At 45.0% G+C, this 16680-nt stretch carries 11 protein-coding genes; 8 read left to right on the top strand and 3 right to left on the bottom strand.

What is annotated here, in order from left to right:
* Window positions 1–64: 64 nt before the first annotated feature.
* A complete protein-coding gene (locus V6R21_RS02070) occupies window positions 65–3058 on the bottom strand; it encodes a glycoside hydrolase family 2 protein (protein ID WP_334240429.1) in 2994 nt (997 codons plus the stop codon).
* Window positions 3059–3389: 331 nt separating this feature from the next.
* Between V6R21_RS02070 and V6R21_RS02065 the strand changes: the two genes are divergently transcribed.
* The 8 genes from V6R21_RS02065 (at window position 3390) to V6R21_RS02030 (ending at window position 13564) form a co-directional block, all read left to right on the top strand.
* Window positions 3390–4997, top strand: a complete 1608-nt coding sequence (locus tag V6R21_RS02065) for an arylsulfatase (RefSeq protein WP_334240427.1) — start codon at window positions 3390–3392, stop codon at window positions 4995–4997.
* Window positions 4994–6538, top strand: coding sequence for a family 43 glycosylhydrolase (locus tag V6R21_RS02060; protein WP_334240425.1), 1545 nt, complete (start codon window positions 4994–4996; stop codon window positions 6536–6538). The genes V6R21_RS02065 and V6R21_RS02060 overlap by 4 nt, the downstream gene beginning before the upstream one ends.
* A gap of 77 nt (window positions 6539–6615) precedes the next feature.
* Entirely contained in the window at window positions 6616–8007 is a 1392-nt protein-coding gene (locus V6R21_RS02055) for a sulfatase (RefSeq protein ID WP_334240423.1), read from the top strand.
* Between the two features lie 14 nt (window positions 8008–8021).
* Window positions 8022–9278, top strand: coding sequence for a cellulase family glycosylhydrolase (locus tag V6R21_RS02050; RefSeq protein ID WP_334240421.1), 1257 nt, complete (start codon window positions 8022–8024; stop codon window positions 9276–9278).
* Window positions 9279–9283: 5 nt separating this feature from the next.
* Window positions 9284–10969 (top strand): glycoside hydrolase family 43 protein, encoded by a 1686-nt coding sequence (locus V6R21_RS02045; RefSeq protein WP_334240419.1) that lies wholly within the window; start codon window positions 9284–9286, stop codon window positions 10967–10969.
* Between the two features lie 30 nt (window positions 10970–10999).
* Window positions 11000–12094, top strand: a complete 1095-nt coding sequence (locus V6R21_RS02040; RefSeq protein ID WP_334240417.1) for a family 43 glycosylhydrolase — start codon at window positions 11000–11002, stop codon at window positions 12092–12094.
* A gap of 379 nt (window positions 12095–12473) precedes the next feature.
* Window positions 12474–12647, top strand: coding sequence for a hypothetical protein (locus V6R21_RS02035; protein ID WP_334240415.1), 174 nt, complete (start codon window positions 12474–12476; stop codon window positions 12645–12647).
* Window positions 12648–12883: 236 nt separating this feature from the next.
* Entirely contained in the window at window positions 12884–13564 is a 681-nt protein-coding gene (locus tag V6R21_RS02030) for an immunity 49 family protein (RefSeq protein ID WP_334240413.1), read from the top strand.
* Between the two features lie 341 nt (window positions 13565–13905).
* Here the strand turns inward: V6R21_RS02030 and V6R21_RS02025 are convergent, their stop codons facing one another.
* Window positions 13906–14898 (bottom strand): ligand-gated ion channel, encoded by a 993-nt coding sequence (locus V6R21_RS02025; RefSeq protein WP_334240411.1) that lies wholly within the window; start codon window positions 14896–14898, stop codon window positions 13906–13908.
* A gap of 199 nt (window positions 14899–15097) precedes the next feature.
* Complete coding sequence (locus V6R21_RS02020) at window positions 15098–16471, bottom strand: sulfatase family protein (RefSeq protein ID WP_334240409.1); 1374 nt, start codon at window positions 16469–16471, stop codon at window positions 15098–15100.
* Window positions 16472–16680: the final 209 nt, after the last annotated feature.

The raw sequence follows: 16680 nt of genomic DNA, 5'->3' as shown, positions 1-16680 counted from the left end.
AAAAAACAAAGGCTGCCATATTCCACTATGACAGCCTTTCAATTCAGAAGTGAAAAGTAAGGTTTTAGATATCCTGCTTTGTGGCTGTACCTGTACGCGCCATATTCAACAGGATACGTTTGGCCACTACAGCCGCTTTGCCTCCTTCTTTCAATGCCCCTTCCAGATCAAGGCTTGAAACGATGATCTGACCTTTTCCGAAAGGAATGACGCTCAGGGCAGAATAAAATTCTGCCTTGTTGTCGGCATAGGCACCCACTACACATTCGCCACTATGCATGCGCATCACGGTGCGGTCTCTCTGGTACAATGCCAGGGTCTGGTATTCCCAATTGAAAACAGTATTGACGGGAAGTCCTTCAAACAGCGGATGTTCCTTGACGATATAATTGCCGCCAAACCAGTCGCGCCACATTTTCCGGCTGCCCCTGAAGTCTGCAGCTTCCTTCAGCATCAGGTAGCTGCCCCAGTTTTCTGTTCCTCCTGAGATGATCAGGGTATTGCCTTGTGACACCCAATCCAAATACGGGTCATTCATCCTGAAATTGGTGTTGAAGAATCCTGGTTGCATGTCTTTGCCTACAAAAAGTACGGTTTCTTCAGGCAGGGATTTTTTCTCTGAATAGGTATCATTGAAAGCGATGCCGGCAGTCTGTAACATTTGCTGTACCGTTCCGGCAGTATCCTTGACTGCTACTTTCAGTTGTGAAATAGCAGGAAGTGCAACGCCCAGCAGCTTTTCTTTTCCTGTAGCAAAGGTTTTCCCGTTTCTGATCAGCTTTGCTGTCAGGGTAGCATACCCTTCCTGACGTAGCGGAATATTTATGCCTGATAGTAGTAGTTCGCCATAACGGTCTCCGCCTGTCACTTTCACCTTAAAGGTTTTTTCCAGTACCGTTCCCTTTTCATCAGTTGCTTGTACCAGTAGGTCAAAGCTTCCTTTCAGGTGCTGTTCATTGATGATATGGAAGTCGGCAGTTAGTGTATCACCTACTTCGCCAACCTTATCCCGTAGCTTTACCGCCACATAAAGGGGTTGGTTATAATAAGCCAAGATGCTTGGATCAGCTTTCGGGTTGCGGTAGATGTCCACAATGCCGGAATGGTTCTCGATTTTTTCGCCTTCCCATCCGTTCACGACATAGCCGTCCGATACATTGCCAATGCGGATATTCTCAATCATCCTGCCCTGATAGTAGTGGGCAACCGCCCCCAATGCCTTGGTCAGGGAATCGACGGTCGGGAATGCCTTGTCAAAACCATTTTGCTTAAGAAAATTGTCAAAGGCTTCATACTGTCTGATATAGGCATCGCCGTCCCATCCCAGTTGACCACCTTTTTCCAATTCTTTTTTGATCAGTTCCAAACGGTGAGGAGTACCGATGGCGCCATCTTCTCCCCAGTAAATAATCTCCTGTGGATGATTGTTCAATTCGCCTCTGCGCATTTGGTCAGGACCATTGTAAAAATTGTCTGCATAAACACCCGGTCCGCCTGCATTGTGTTTGTCCAGCATCCCGAAATACTGGACTTTATGGCTGTAAGGTGTCATATGGAGTTTGGGCGGAATGCTGTCCAATGGTAATGGTTCATAGAATTTCCGGGTAAACAGGTTGGAAGAGAAGGTGATCAGACGTGTTTCGTCCAGTTTGTGTGCCTTCTGAATGTCTTCTACATTGACTGGCAGCGGATCACGGTATACCTCGTTAATCATATTGTACATCACAAGCGAAGGACGGCTGCGGTCACGCTTGACCATACGTAGCATTTTTTCCGTATTCCACTGTTCCACAAACGGATTGCCGGCTGCCTTGTAACCACCCGGTTCCTCATAGTAAAGCAGTCCCAATTCGTCCGCCATATCAAAAACGGGTGTCTGCCCGATACAGCGGTGAAAGCTTAGCATATTCAGCCCCAGTTGCTTGGCGGTTTCCACTTGTTTTCGGGCAAGTTCGGGTGTCGGATACATGCCGTTGACAGGCCAAAAACCCCAAGAGATAGCAGTGCGCAAGACAATACGTTTGCCGTTTAGTTCAAACTGTTTGTCCCCGTTTTTCTCCACTACATCAAACCAACGGAAACCGAATCGCCTGTCAAACTGATGCTTAGTGCCATCGTTGCCTTCCCATTTGACTTGCATCGTGTAGAGGTGAGGCGTATCAGGCGACCAAAGCTTTGCCTGACTGACCTTGAATTTTTCAGATACTCGTTTTTCATCTTTCAGGTTGTCCACTTTCAGTTTTCTGGAAGTGAGCAGTTGACCGGTTTTCCATTCCCTGATTTCCAGAGAAAGCGTTCCTCCAGTGGCTGTTGAGCTGAGATTCTGAAGGTTGATTTCAGCCGTTACCTGTTTCGGGTCAGGATGGTTCTTTATAAATACATCCTCAATAAAAGTCTGATCGGTGACTCTCAGCTTTACATGGCTCGTGATACCTCCAAATCCGTGACTGGGAGGTGTCTCGAAGTTCCCCCATTGATATTTGTCCCAATCACGCCAAGCGAAGTTTCCGTTGGGATCAGTGACCCTGACCGCCAATATATTTTCCTTCTCAAAATGCACTGCCTCAGTAATATCTGCCTCAAACGGGGTATTGTTGATCAGGTTGTAGCCTGTCAGTTTTCCGTTGACATAAACTTCAGCCCTCATCCTGACACTCTCAAAGTCCAACACCAGCCGCTTCCCTTTCTGTGTTTCAGGCACCTTGAAACGTGTGACAAACCAAGACACGCCTACATAGTCACCTGTTACACCAAAGCGGCTGCCGTTCCAGCCCCAGTAGTGTTCTTCCACCGTAGCGGGCAATGTGATTGATTTCCCCTTTCCTTTTGCCAACTCGTCCCAACCACAGGTGGGGGCATTGACAGGCAAGTCTTCCAACTGGAAAGTGTTTGGGAGGTACAGTGAATCGTTTTCCCATTCGGCAGTTTCATCCAGCCAAAGGTGCCAAGTCTGTTTGGTCAGGTGGGTTACTACATCATACCCCTGACCATACAGCATGGAGCCGGACAGCAGGAAAATAAGTATTGTACCAAAACCTATTTTAAGCAGTTTTTTCATGTGTTATTTTTTGAGGATTAGGAAAAAATGATTGGAGGTAATTAAGCCTGTTCAAAATCGGGATAAGCGTGTGTTTCAATTGGTTCAGTTGTACAGAATTATTGTCCTGATACGGAAATTCAATGGATTGTCCCTGAAGTTCATTTGGGGCTGATCTGAACGGATTTGATTGAGCGTCCTGTTTTTTGTCCCTTTTATCAATACTGACCTGATATGGTTTTATCCTATCAAATCTTCAAATATTTTTAAGCAGAAGGATTTTTTACAACAGACATGATCACAGATAAGTCTTGAAAATTCTTCATGACCAACTTTAACACATGCCCGACTTATGACACAATTGCTGAAAATACTTTTCTCCTTATCGGTTTTGCTTTGGCTGACCTTGCCATTGTCAGCACAAAAGAAAGCTGACCGTCCTAACATTATCCTGATCATGGCAGATGATATGGGCTATTCGGATGTAGGTTGTTATGGCAGTGAAATTCCAACTCCAAATATTGACCGATTGGCAAAGAATGGCGTCCGGATGAGTAGCTTCTATAATCAGGCACGTTGCTGTCCAACAAGGGCGACTCTGATGACGGGACTGTTTCCGCACCAGACAGGAATAGGTCAGATGACCAATTCACCGAAAGGGGACCAATTCAAGAAATGGGGAACGGAGGGTTATATAGGTTACCTGAACAGAAAATGTGTGACGATGGCGGAAGCTTTGAAGGAAGCCGGCTACAATACCTATATGGCTGGAAAGTGGCATTTGGGCTATCACCAGCAGGATCGCTGGCCACTGCAACGAGGTTATGACCGCTACTACGGCATTATCTCTGGAGCGAGCAGCTACTTTGCACCGAAAGCACCAAGAGGACTGACATTGGACAACACCCATGTGCAGCCTGAGGGAGAAAACTACTACACTACGGATGCCTTTACTGATTACGCCATTGAGTTTATAGAAGGTCATGAAAAGCTACAACCTTATTTCCTTTACTTAGCCTACAATGCCCCTCATTGGCCCTTGCAGGCAAAAGCGGAAGACATCGAACTTTTCAAGGAGAAATATAAGGCAGGTTGGGATGTGATCAGAAAAGCTCGTTATGAGAAACAGCAGCAGTTGGGACTTTTTGAGGGCAGGGAAGTAGGGTTATCACCAAGAGATGAGATAGTCCGTCCTTGGGAACAGCTTTCTGAAAAGGAGCAGGAAGAAGTGGCTTACCGTATGGCGGTCTATGCAGCTCAGATCTACTCAATGGATCAGAATATCGGGAAACTGATCAGCAAGCTGGAAGAGCGCAACGAACTGGACAATACCCTGATTATCTTTCTCTCGGATAACGGGGGTTGTGCAGAACCTTACAAGGAATTGGGAGGGGGAGATTTTGCCGATATCAATAATCCTGCGAAAACCGGTGCCATATCTTACGGTCAGGGTTGGGCGAATGTATCCAATACGCCATTCTCCAAATACAAGGTATACACTCACGAAGGAGGTATCTCTACGCCACTGATTGCACATTGGCCCAAAGGGCTTAAAAAGAAGAAAGGAGAAATTGTACATCAGCCGGCTTATCTGATCGATGTGATGCCGACTGTGCTGGAAGCGGCTAATGCCCAATATCCAAAAGTATTTCACCAAGGTAATGACATTCACCCGTTGGAAGGCAACAGCCTGATTCAACTTTTCAAAAAAGGAAAGGGCACACAGCACGAATACATGTTTTGGGAACATCAAAACAACTGTGCCGTCAGGTATGGGGAATGGAAAATGGTCAAGAAGCTGAAGGATCAGCAATGGCAGCTATATGACCTCACTACCGACCGTACTGAACAGCATGATGTCTCGGCTCAACATCCGGAACTGGTAAAACAGCTGGATACCAAATGGCAGGAATGGGCAATTTCCCATTATGTTTTACCTAAAAAGCTGCAAGAAAAATGAGACGATTTTTTCCGATTTGGGTCTTTTTGCTTGTGATCGTGACCGCCTGTCAGCAGTCCGCTTCTTATAGGGTTTCCAAGGAAGCGGAGGCTACTACCTTTACCAATCCGATTATGGCGGGTAACTATGGAGACCCGTCTGTAGTGCGGGTGGGAGAAGACTACTATATGACACACAGCGGGTCAGGTTCTTTCTCGCTCTTGGTTTGGCACTCAAGAGATCTGGTACATTGGAACCCGGTTTCCAAAGTCAGCACCAATAATCAGGGAACACCTTGGGCGCCCGATCTGGTCTATCATCAGGGCAAGTTCTATATCTACGTAACGCTGACCCGTTATTTGGAAGATGGCAGCCGCACCTTCGGCAACGTGGTTTTTACGGCAGATAAGGCGGAAGGACCTTGGAGCGAACCCATTAACCTAAACGTAAAAGGACTGATTGATCCAGGGCATATCGCTACGCCTGAAGGAAAACGTTACCTCTTTTTTGAGAAGGGACAGGTGGCAGAGCTTTCGGAAAACGGGCAGCAAATAATCAGTGAAGTCAGCAAAGTATACGACGGTTGGCAATACCCCGATGAGTGGGTGGTGGAATGTCCTTGCCTCGAAAGCCCGAAACTTTTTTACAAGGACGGCTATTGCTATATGGTTTCGGCAATGGGTGGAACCAAAGGTCCTTCTACCAGCCATATGGCAGTGACGGCTAGGGCAAAAGACCCAATGGGTCCTTGGGAAAATGCGCCAAATAATCCACTCATCCATACCTACTCGCCGGAGGAAAGGTGGTGGTCACAGGGGCATGCCACTTTGTTGGAAGATACCGAAGGGCAATGGTGGGCTGTATACCATGCCTACGAAAAGATGCAACGAATTATGGGCAGACCGACCCTGATGTTGCCAGTGGATTGGACGACAGATAGTTGGCCTTATATCAGAGAAGGTTTAACGGCAGAAGCGGATTTACCGAAGCCTGCAGGACAGCATATTGGGGAACCGTTGGATTTTTCTAACGATTTTGAAGGAAATCAATTGAACCTGTTGTGGCGACATCATACGTTGGTGAATCCGGCAGATTTCAAAGTAGGAAATAACGCATTGACAGTAAAAGGAAAAGGCGATAACCCAGCGAATGCCAATGAAGTAGGTATCACTTTGATTGACAAGTCTTTTGAGGCGAGTATAGAACTAATACTCGATGAACAGACAGAAGCTGGTCTGGTACTGTATGCCCGTAATGGCAATTCGACAGGTATCGGGGTAAAAGGAGATGAACCAATGCTTTACTGGAGAGGCAAAAAGCAACGGGCGAGAGCAGGTGAAATCCCTCAACTGGCAGCAGGGCCTGTGGAGCTGAAAATCAGGAAGGAGAATTTTGATGTGTCGGTTTGGTACAGACAGGAAGGAAATGATTGGCGAAAATTACCAAGAAGCTTTGAAGTACAGGAAGGGCATGGCGTGCTTTACCTGTCGCTTTATACCTGCGGAACGGGAAAAGCAACGTATAAGCATTTCCGTTATTCAAAATTAAAAAAAGAGGTTTGATTCAATAAATACGGTAAAAGGGCGCCCTTTTACGGATTTAAACCACAAAACAGAAAGCACATAAAATATTCAACAATATGAAACGGATTTTTTTCATCATTAGCCTGCTGGCTTTTTCAGCTTCGTGGGTTTCGGCACAGGACAAGAAACAGTACAACGTCCTGATGATTGCGGTGGATGACCTTAACGACTGGACTGGTTTCCTTGGAGGACATCCGCAGACGCAGACCCCCAATATGGATCGACTGGCACAGAACGGACAGGTCTTTACGCAGGCGTATTGTGCCGCTTCAGTCTGCAATCCTTCCAGGACTGCTCTGATGTCGGGCTATCGCCCGTCCACCACCGGCGCATTGGGCAACGGTTACAAACTTCGCTCATCCCCATTATTGAAGGATGCCCCGATGCTGAACCAATGGTTTCAGCAGAATGGTTATTATACACTCTCAAGAGGCAAGATTTTTCATCATCCTGATACGGACAATGATAAATGGGACGAGTGGTCCAATAATGATGGACGCTACGGAAAGCCTGCCAAGAAAAAGGAAGGAAAGGAATATAGCGGTTTGCCAACTAGTGAGTATGATGGCAACCTGAATTGGGGAGGCACTACCGCCGCCAAGGAAGATACACCAGACTACCGTACAGCGCAGTGGGCAGCAGAGCAGCTTCAGAAGGAAAGAGACAAACCTTTCTTTATGGCAGTGGGTATCTTCAGACCTCACCTGAGCTGGTTTGTGCCGCAGCAGTATTTTGACAAGTTCCCGACAGCGACCTTGCAGATGCCGGAAGTGAAAGCAGATGATCTGGACGATATTCCGGGTGAAAAACCAAGCAAGGAATACAGGTTGGTAAAAAAACATGGATTGGAAAAAGAGGCGGTGCAGGCATATCTGGCTAGTATCAACTATGCAGATGAGTGCATCGGTGTGATACTCGATGCATTGGACAAAAGCCCTTACCGTGACAATACCATTGTAGTATTGTGGGGAGATCATGGTTGGCATTTAGGAGAGAAACTCCGCTACAAGAAATTTACGCTTTGGGAAAGGGCTGCCCGCATGCCGCTGATCGTCAGCGCACCTGGTGTTACCAAGTCTGGTGCAAGAAGCGAGCAAATTGTTAGCCTGTTGGACTTGTACCCAACCTTGACCGAGCTGTGTGGTTTGCCAGAAAATACTACCAACGAAGGAACCAGCTTTTTGCCTTTACTTAAAAACCCAAACAAGAAGTGGAATGTACCGGCGGTAACTACCTTAAAGGAAGGACATTCCTTGCGGGTGGAGCATTGGCGCTATATCCGTCGTCATGATGGGGTAGAGGAACTGTATGACCATCAGCAAGACCCGAAGGAATATACCAATCTTGCAATGGACAAAAAGTATGAAGACAAGTTGAAAGACTTGAGAAAGTTGATGGACAAGACCATTACACCCAAAGACAAAGCATTAACAGGTAAATCGAAATAAAACATAAGATGAAAATGAAATACATTGGCTACTTATTGCTGACGGTTACCCTGCTGTCATGCAATAATAAAGCAAGTAAAAATGATGTCCAAGCAGTACAGGAAGCAGGAGTTATTACAAAAGAAGACTCTCTGACTGTACCAGGCAGATGGTCCAAGGAAAGGATCAATGAATGGTATGCACATCAGCCTTGGTTGGTGGGGTGTAACTACTATCCGGCAACCGCCATCAACCAGATTGATATGTGGCAGGCTTCCACTTGGGACCCAGAGCGCATTGATTTGGAACTGACTTGGGCGGAAAGCATCGGGATGAACACCCTGCGTGTTTACATGCATGATATGGTGTGGGCTAGCGACGAAGAAGGGCTTTACAAGCGAATGGACCAGTTTCTAGGCATCTGCGAGCAACATGGCATCAGACCTTGGTTTGTTTTCTTTGATGATTGCCATTTTCCCAATCCAAAATTAGGTGAACAGCCTAAACCTGTAAAGGGATATCACAATTCAGGATGGATGAACAGTCCGGCACGTGATATGGCATTGCGCTATGCGGAGGGTACTGCCAGTGAAGAAGAAGTAGCGCAACTGAAGGGGTATGTACAGGAAACGATAAAGAGGTTTAAGGATGATACAAGAATCCTGATGTGGGAATTGTACAATGAGCCGGGAAGGGGCAATGGACTGAATGGAGATATGTCAGCCAAGAAAGTAAAGGCAAGCATTGGGGACAAGTCTGCCAAGCTGTGTTATGACAGTTTTGTTTGGGCAAGGGAAGTCAACCCATCACAGCCGATCACTTCTACGACAGCGGGAAGTATAGGCGAGCAGAATATGGCGATTAACAAAGCCAATGCCGATCTGCATTCTATCCATACCTACGGACCGTCTAAGGCAGTTAGAGGTAGGGTCAATGAATACAAGCAGGATGGCAGACCGGTGATTGTTTCCGAATGGTTGGCAAGAACAAACGGCAGTACGGTACAGGATTGTTTACCAGTGCTGAAAGAACTAAATGTAGGTGCGGTTAACTGGGGGTTTGTTTCCGGAAAGTCAGGAACAATATGGCCGTGGACCAGCCGCAAGACAGCAGACGGCAAGAAAAAGGATGTTTACAAGATGAGGGCAGAAGGGGAAGTAGTTAATAAGGGAGAGGCATTCCCTGAGCCGGAGCTATGGTTTCATGACTTGTTCAGAATGGACGGAACTCCTTATAGTGAGGAAGAGATTAAAATCTTTCGTGAGTTAACCGGTGTAGCCAAAAAATCATAACCCTTATGCAGTTTACCAAAACATTAGTATGGGTCGCAACACTCCTGTTCCTCTCGTTATGGGGATGGAGCCAGGATCGTCCGGCTGAGACATTTAAAAACCCGATACTTTCTGGCTTTCACCCCGATCCTTCTATTTGTCGGGTGGGAGATGATTACTTTCTTGTCAACTCTTCCTTCGAATGGTTTCCCGGCATTCCTATATTCCATAGCAAAGACCTTGTGAACTGGGAGCAGATAGGCTATGTACTCGATCGTCCTTCACAGCTGATGATGGAGACCACAAAATTCTCGGCGGGCATTTGGGCACCAACAATCCGTTACCATAACGGCAAGTTTTACGTGGTTGTGACCTGCAAGCAGAGCAAGAATGACTGTAACTGTGGCAATAACTTCTATGTAACGGCTGATACTCCTGCCGGTCCTTGGTCGGAACCAGTTTGGATCAAGGACAGCAAGGGCATTGACCCAACCATTTTTTGGGATGAGGACGGAAAGGTTTATTACGTAGGTTCTACTCATGATTATGAAGGAGCGCCCAAATGGAAACAGGAACACCGCATCTATCTGCAAGAGTTGAAACTGGAAACAGGTGAACTGCTCGGGGAACCAATCTACCTGACTTCAGGTCATGCTGCGGAAGCCAAGTTTACAGAAGGACCTCATATCTATAAGATCAAGGACAAGTATTTACTGATGGTAGCAGAAGGAGGTACTTGGAATAACCACGCCGTCACTGCTTTTGAGGCAGACAAGATCACAGGACCTTATACAGCATTGACGGTCAATCCGGTACTGACACATCGACATCTGGGGCATGATTCGGGGATTACCACCATCGGGCATGCCGACTTGGTACAGACACAGAACGGAGACTGGTGGTCAGTCATGCTGGGCGTAAGACCTATGGACGGCAAAAACTATTACCTCGGCAGGGAAACCTTCCTGACACCGGTCAAATTTGAAGGTATCACGCCCATATTCAATCCAGGGTACGGCAGGGTACTGATGGCAGACAAGCGACCTGATCTCCCATGGACACCTTTTCCGGAAAAGCCGGTTAGGGACGATTTTATAACAGACAAGCTGGGTGTAGACTGGAGCTTCTTGCGGACACCACAAAGCGAGTGGTACCATTTGGAAAAAGGAAAACTGACCCTACAGCTAAGACCTGAAACTACCAAGGATGTAGCCAATCCTTCCCTAATTGCCCGAAGACTGGAACACCACCAATTTGAAGTCTTTACGCAATTGACATTCAAGCCAAAGAAATCCAATGAAGTGGCAGGGCTTGTCGCGATGCAGAACCAAAATTTTCAGTATAGACTGGAACTGGGCATGGAAAACAAAAAAGACCGATACATTGCCCTTTACAAAGTCTTCAGCGAAAACAGAAAAGAGCAAGTAGAAAAGCTGGTGGCAAAGGTGCCTTATGGAGATGAATCGGTCGTATTGGGTATGCACACCAACAAGATGGACGTGCAATTTACCTACGGACCTTCCAAGGAGAAGCAGACACCGATTGGTAGTGTACAATCTATGGATGCACTTTGCTCCAACCACTCAGGCGGGTTTATCGGTGCCTTTGTAGGAATGTATGCCAGCAGTCAGGGACAGGAAAGCAAGCACGAGGCAATATTTGACTGGTTTGATTATACCCCATTGACAGGCAAGATGGAAGAAGTGGAATAATCATTTTTTAATTGAATAAAGAACCCAAAAATGAAAGCAAATATGTTGTGGTGGGTACTGGTTTTACTGACCAGTGCCTGCAAACTGTCTGACAATAAGCAGGCAAAAGTACAAGACCCGATCAAGAAACACAGTCAGGCAGTACACGTATTGGATGATGTTTGGATGCGTGACCCGTTTATCACACTCGCACCTAACGGTTACTACTACCTGTCCTGTACCCGAAAAAATGCCTACTATCCGGACAGTCTGCCTGCTATGCAGTTTTTCCGCAGCAAAGACCTGATGGATTGGGAAGACTTGGGCGTACAGTGGAAAGCCAAGGAAACAGAATGGGGGAATATGCTGTATGAGCGTGCCAAGACTTTCAAAAAGAAGAAGACACTATTGGCGCCAGATGTTCATGGTGTAGGACCGATGATTTGGGCGCCGGAGATTCACTTTATCAATGGCAAGTGGGTGATCGTGACGACTTCCAACCTGCAGCGGGCAAGCCTTTTTATCTCCAAAGGAGACAAATTGGAAGGTCCATTTGAAGAGCCGTTCGGAGTAGACTTCGGACACAGACATGACCCTTCCATTTTTATGGATGGCAATACGCCGTGGCTGGTCTACAGATGCGCTGAAATGATTCAGCTGACGGATGACCTGAGAGGATTTGTAGGCGAGCCGATCAAGGCGGGACCTTCTGACCGCAAGATGGGACATGAAGGTTGCTACATCACCAAGGTAGAAGACAAGTATGTACTTTGGGGCACTGCTTGGAGTACTGATGAGATGCGCCACGGAACTTATAATCTTTACTACTGTACCGCAGACAAGGTAACGGGTCCATACGGACCCAGAAAATTTGCAGGCCGCTTCCTCGGGCATGGTACCCCATTCAAGGACAAGGATGGACAGTGGTGGAGTACCGCCTTCCTGAATGGGGAATATATTCCTGCTGAAGTGGTAGCACAACAAGGTACAGACGCCAACATAGCGACCACCATCAACAAGCAAGGACTTACACTAGTACCAATGGATATTGAAATGGAAAATGGAGAGGTAGTGGTAAAAGTATTGGACAAGCATTATGCATCTCCGGGAGAGGAAGAGGTACAGCAGTTTAGTTTAGCCAACTGATTGAAGAATTGCATTTTTCATTTTCATACAGAGTGTTTGAACGAAAAGGTTTGTCCATATTTGGGCAAGCCTTTTGTTTTGTACTTTTTTGTGAAGGAAGGCATGAAATTATGAAGATTTTTGAGTCGGGTCTAATAATTTTAGAAGAAGAGATGTGAAAATTTTTGAATTAGTCTAGTCACAAGAGTGTAAGACAGCACTTGATTTGTTCCTTAGCATACTTAAACTTGTGTCAACAGAGGAAGAGTTCAATACAAGATACATTGCGGTGCTAGCTAAAGGAGGGAAATCCCCTTTGGGTAGTGCTAGGGCTTGAGATAACCTATCAAAGAAAGCGGAGCAAGGGTCTAGAAAATATTTGCAAGCTACATTACAGAAGATGTTAGAAAAAGCAGAAAGAAAAGAATTGGATACAAGTAAAATAGAGTCATTGATTGAAAGCTTAAGACAAGAAGAACTTGAGTATTTATATGTTCGTCAACCAATTGATGAAAATGGTGAACTATTGGAAACAATTGTGAAAAAGTTTGACATAATAGAAAGTGGTACATAATGAGGGATTTAGATAAGCACACATTACCGAATTGGATTGTTAAGGCATTATTACGGAGATATAATTCGCTAAATAAAGAGGAGATAATAGAATTTTTTCAAAATTGGGTTGTATTAAATAATGGTAGATATTCTTTGGGTAGTTATCAAAACAGTTTCTTTCAAAAATTTCTCTACGGAAATGAATTAGGTAAATCTCCCACAGAAATATATCGCTACCTGACCTATGCCCGTGATTTGCAGCTATATATTTTCAAAGAACGAATCACCCCCAAAGGTGAACCATTTACAGTTCCAATAGCGGGCAAGGTAGCAGAGGGCAGAGGTGTTCCAGTAGGGGAATACACAAGTGCAGCTGATTGGATGCTTTGTTGGCATTGGTGCATGATTACAAAATATAGGGAAGGGATAACAGTACTGGAACAAGTCTCTGATGAGGTTTTCAAAAAGGATACCTCTAGAGTTGAGCCATTTCATTATAAAATTGTCAACTTCTACAAAAAGCTGTTTCAAAAATCAGATATCGTACAGCAAGCTTTTAAGGAAGCGTATGAATACACGGACATACAAAAGTATCCTCCTAGTCATGAATACCTGGAAGAACTAGTTTTGTTCCTATATGCACCTCTTCTGGAAGTTTTCTTGGGGATTATCACTAAAAATGCTACGCTATACAATGAAAAACTGTATGAGGGGCTGAAGTTATTCAAAGACTTTGTCGAGCGGGAGCCCGAAGATGAGGATGATATTCCTCGAACAGCTGAGTACCATTGGTTTATAGCATGGGGCTATCTGGCAGCAGTTCGTTTGGCTCAGCTTAATGGGCTCAAGACAGAGGTAAGCTCCGGCTATCTGCCTGATTGGCTGGTAGAAGGAGATTTTGATCAGTTACCAGTCACACTTCCCGAAATGGAATGATGATAGATCTTATAGTTAGGCGAAATATAAAAAGGCAGCTCCCATCTCGGAGACTGCCTTTTTATATAGCCCCGTTTCAGCGACCTAGCCAAAAAGAACCTTATATACTGCAGCATTAACGAATGCAATTGGGCAGTACTTTTTATGGGAGTATATATCTTCTGTGTGGCTTTTCGGGCAAGTACCGCATTCCAGCACTTAACCTACTAGTGCTTGTATTAGTGGGAAAAGCAATAAGATTTTAGGATTGAAAAGAGGAATAAATAAAAAGGGTTTCGAAACTTTGTAGGTGTTGGAGTACAATTAACATTGAGTATTGGTCAAAAGTTAAAGTTGTAAGTTTATACTGAGAAAAACTTGACTAGGATTCCTGTCAGCATCAGAGGGAACAATATTCTAGCAATTAGGTCTACGCCATTTTTGTAACTCTCCTGTTTCTTTTTCCACATCAGGTTGGCAATCAGGTTTATCAGCAGTGTACAAAAGATAATGATGGTGGCTTCATTAATGAGGTAATCAATTCGGGTAAGATAGGAAATGGTAGGCAAGGAGCTATGTACCATAAATCGGTAGGCTATCACGGTAAGCATGGAAGTAATAGAAATCCCGACTCTTGTTCCTAGGTCAGAAGGGGGTATCCAGAATACTATCCAAGACATGATCACAATCATCACCAGCGGGAGGATGACATTGTACACATAGAATCCAATACTTCGCTTTGCCTTGAACCGTTGGTTGAGTGTCAAGGCTGTCTGAACTTCTTCAGTGAGTCTGACAGGAGTAAAGTCAACTGTGTCAGAAAGAATCTTCCAACCGGCTACAGATGGTTTTCGTGTAACACTAGATTGTGGATTTACCTTGATTTTGACATCTTCCTTTTGATTGCCTACAGACACAATTGAAATGGTAAACGTCTGTATGTCGAGGGGGAAATCTTGCAGCGCTAAAGGTTGTGAGAAGTTACCCCATACACGCTGTCTTAACATTACGGTTCCATCCTGCGTTACTGTAGCCACCTCGGAGAAGGTTCGCCATACCTTTTGCTGGTTTACAAGCTGGAAGGTAGGGTGCCATATACTATCCAAAGGCATTTTTATTAAATCACCTTTATCGTGCGCCAAGCGGGGATCCTTCCAGGTGGCAATTGAAAAAAAGTTAGCGACAAAACTTTGGTCGGCGTCACTGATCTCATCTATATCCAAAATGATCAATGTGACTTCCACTTCAGTAGGGCGGTCCTTATCTGGTCTGTCAGCAACCTGTGCTTTAGTTATTAGACTGTTGCTAAAAATCAGTAGGCATAATGCTATAATATATTTATACAATGTTGCCATAGGGTTAAGGTTTTAGCATAATTTCTAATTTAGCAAATCCCTAATTTATCTTTTACTTGTTTGTGCTAATTTAGAATGCTAAAAATGTTTGCCCAATTTCAACCATACTTGTATGTCTAGTTCCAATCCTCTCTAGATATATTAAGGCTATTAGGTTACTCGAGTTTTAGAGATTGATCGGGGTAAAGTCTAATCTGCTTTATTTAGACATCAAATTATTTCCTGATACATATGCCTTATCCGAAGAGGCAAACCAACTGAGCAACTTTGGCAACAATTCTTTTACGATCTCCTGTTTTTCCTGTACAAGGTTATGGCTTTCAGTTGGGTCGCTTTTCAGGTTGTATAGCTCAACGGTCTTACCATCAGGTGTCGCAAACAGTTTCCAGTCGCCATGCCTTACCGCAAGGTGAAGGCTTCTGTCTGTTCCGTTTTTCGGATATTTGAAATCCTCATTTCTGCCATATTCAAAGAAAAGGTCCTGCTCACGTTCATAGGACTTTTTTCTAAGCCAGCTTTTACTGATATCTTCTCCGTCAGGCTGGAAGTGTTCTGGCAATTGAGCATTGGCAATCTTACAAAGTGTCGGCAGCAGGTCAATGGAGGCAATGACAGATGCGGAATCTACCTGTCCGGCTTGCACCTTTTTAGGCCAATGCACGATAAAAGGCATCAGGATACCGCCTTCGTAGAGACTGTTTTTGACACCCCTCAATCCGTTGGTTCTGATTCGATCAAAACTTGGGGCAGGACCGTTATCACTGGTAAAAATGATCAGCGTATTTTCCAGCAGTCCTTTTTGTTCTAACCCGTCCAATAGCCTACCGATTTGCTTGTCAAACTCACCCATAACCAGTTGCATTTTATCTAGGTTAAAGGCAGTTCCTTTCCAGTTTTCCTGTGAAGATTCGTCCGGAACCCAAGGGCTGTGTACATCATCAGGCCAGAGGTTGATAAAACAAGGTGTTTCTTTGTTGGCATCCAGAAATGCTAGCGTCTTATCTACAAAGTAGGCGGTACGCTCCCAACGTTTGATACTGTCTTCCGCAGTCCATATCCAATTACCGGAGGTCAGCAGCGGGTCTGGGTTAGGGCTTTCCCAAGTGCTGGCAAAATCATCGAACCCATATTCGGCGATGGAAGGAGCATTCTTTACGTCACGTCCTCCACCCATATGCCATTTGCCGTAATGGGCGGTCTTGTAACCTGCTGTTTTAAGGGTTTTGGCAATGGTTGGGGCTTCTGCCACCAGAAAGTCCGACTGCTCACATTTGGCATTGAACCTGCGAGAGCTGAGAAATGTATTGATATTCCACTTGACGTGGTACATACCTGTCGTGACGCTCACCCTTGAAGGGGAACATACCGGAGCGGTGGTGTAGTATTGGGTAAACCTTTTTCCTCCTTGAGCAAGTCTGTCGATATTGGGTGTTGGCTCTACCTCGCCACCTGAACAAGACATATCTCCGATGCCCATATCATCTGTATAAATTATAATGATATGAGGTTGTTGTGCAAGCAGGTTGGTACAGAAAAGTAATTGCAGTATAAATATGACTGATAGTTTTTTCATCGATTTACTGATTTCGGTAAAAAAATTCCATTAGGATAAATCGTATTTTAATAAAATAAATTTTGGGTAAAATTGCACATATCTAAGAGAAACAATGTCCGAAAACAGCAAAAAGCCTTTTCTTCCTGCTACTGTTGTGGGACAGAATTCAGAAGAAAAAGACCTTTGCTTCACCTGTACATCATTCATCTGCGCGCATGTCAACCGCA

The organism is Limibacter armeniacum (assembly GCF_036880985.1).
GTDB classification, from domain to species: Bacteria; Bacteroidota; Bacteroidia; order Cytophagales; family Flammeovirgaceae; genus Limibacter; species Limibacter armeniacum.
Note: the sequence above shows the minus strand (reverse complement) of the source record. Positions and strands in the feature narration are given on the sequence as shown.

Excerpts from the sequence above, each read along its gene's own strand:
- V6R21_RS02040 (WP_334240417.1), top strand. The coding sequence starts at position 11,000 with ATGAAAGCAAATATGTTGTGGTGGGTACTGGTTTTACTGACCAGTGCC.
- V6R21_RS02025 (WP_334240411.1), bottom strand. The coding sequence starts at position 14,898 with ATGGCAACATTGTATAAATATATTATAGCATTATGCCTACTGATTTTT.
- V6R21_RS02020 (WP_334240409.1), bottom strand. The coding sequence starts at position 16,471 with ATGAAAAAACTATCAGTCATATTTATACTGCAATTACTTTTCTGTACC.
- V6R21_RS02070 (WP_334240429.1), bottom strand. The coding sequence starts at position 3,058 with ATGAAAAAACTGCTTAAAATAGGTTTTGGTACAATACTTATTTTCCTG.
- V6R21_RS02045 (WP_334240419.1), top strand. The coding sequence starts at position 9,284 with ATGCAGTTTACCAAAACATTAGTATGGGTCGCAACACTCCTGTTCCTC.
- V6R21_RS02050 (WP_334240421.1), top strand. The coding sequence starts at position 8,022 with ATGAAATACATTGGCTACTTATTGCTGACGGTTACCCTGCTGTCATGC.
- V6R21_RS02035 (WP_334240415.1), top strand. The coding sequence starts at position 12,474 with ATGTTAGAAAAAGCAGAAAGAAAAGAATTGGATACAAGTAAAATAGAG.
- V6R21_RS02060 (WP_334240425.1), top strand. The coding sequence starts at position 4,994 with ATGAGACGATTTTTTCCGATTTGGGTCTTTTTGCTTGTGATCGTGACC.
- V6R21_RS02065 (WP_334240427.1), top strand. The coding sequence starts at position 3,390 with ATGACACAATTGCTGAAAATACTTTTCTCCTTATCGGTTTTGCTTTGG.
- V6R21_RS02055 (WP_334240423.1), top strand. The coding sequence starts at position 6,616 with ATGAAACGGATTTTTTTCATCATTAGCCTGCTGGCTTTTTCAGCTTCG.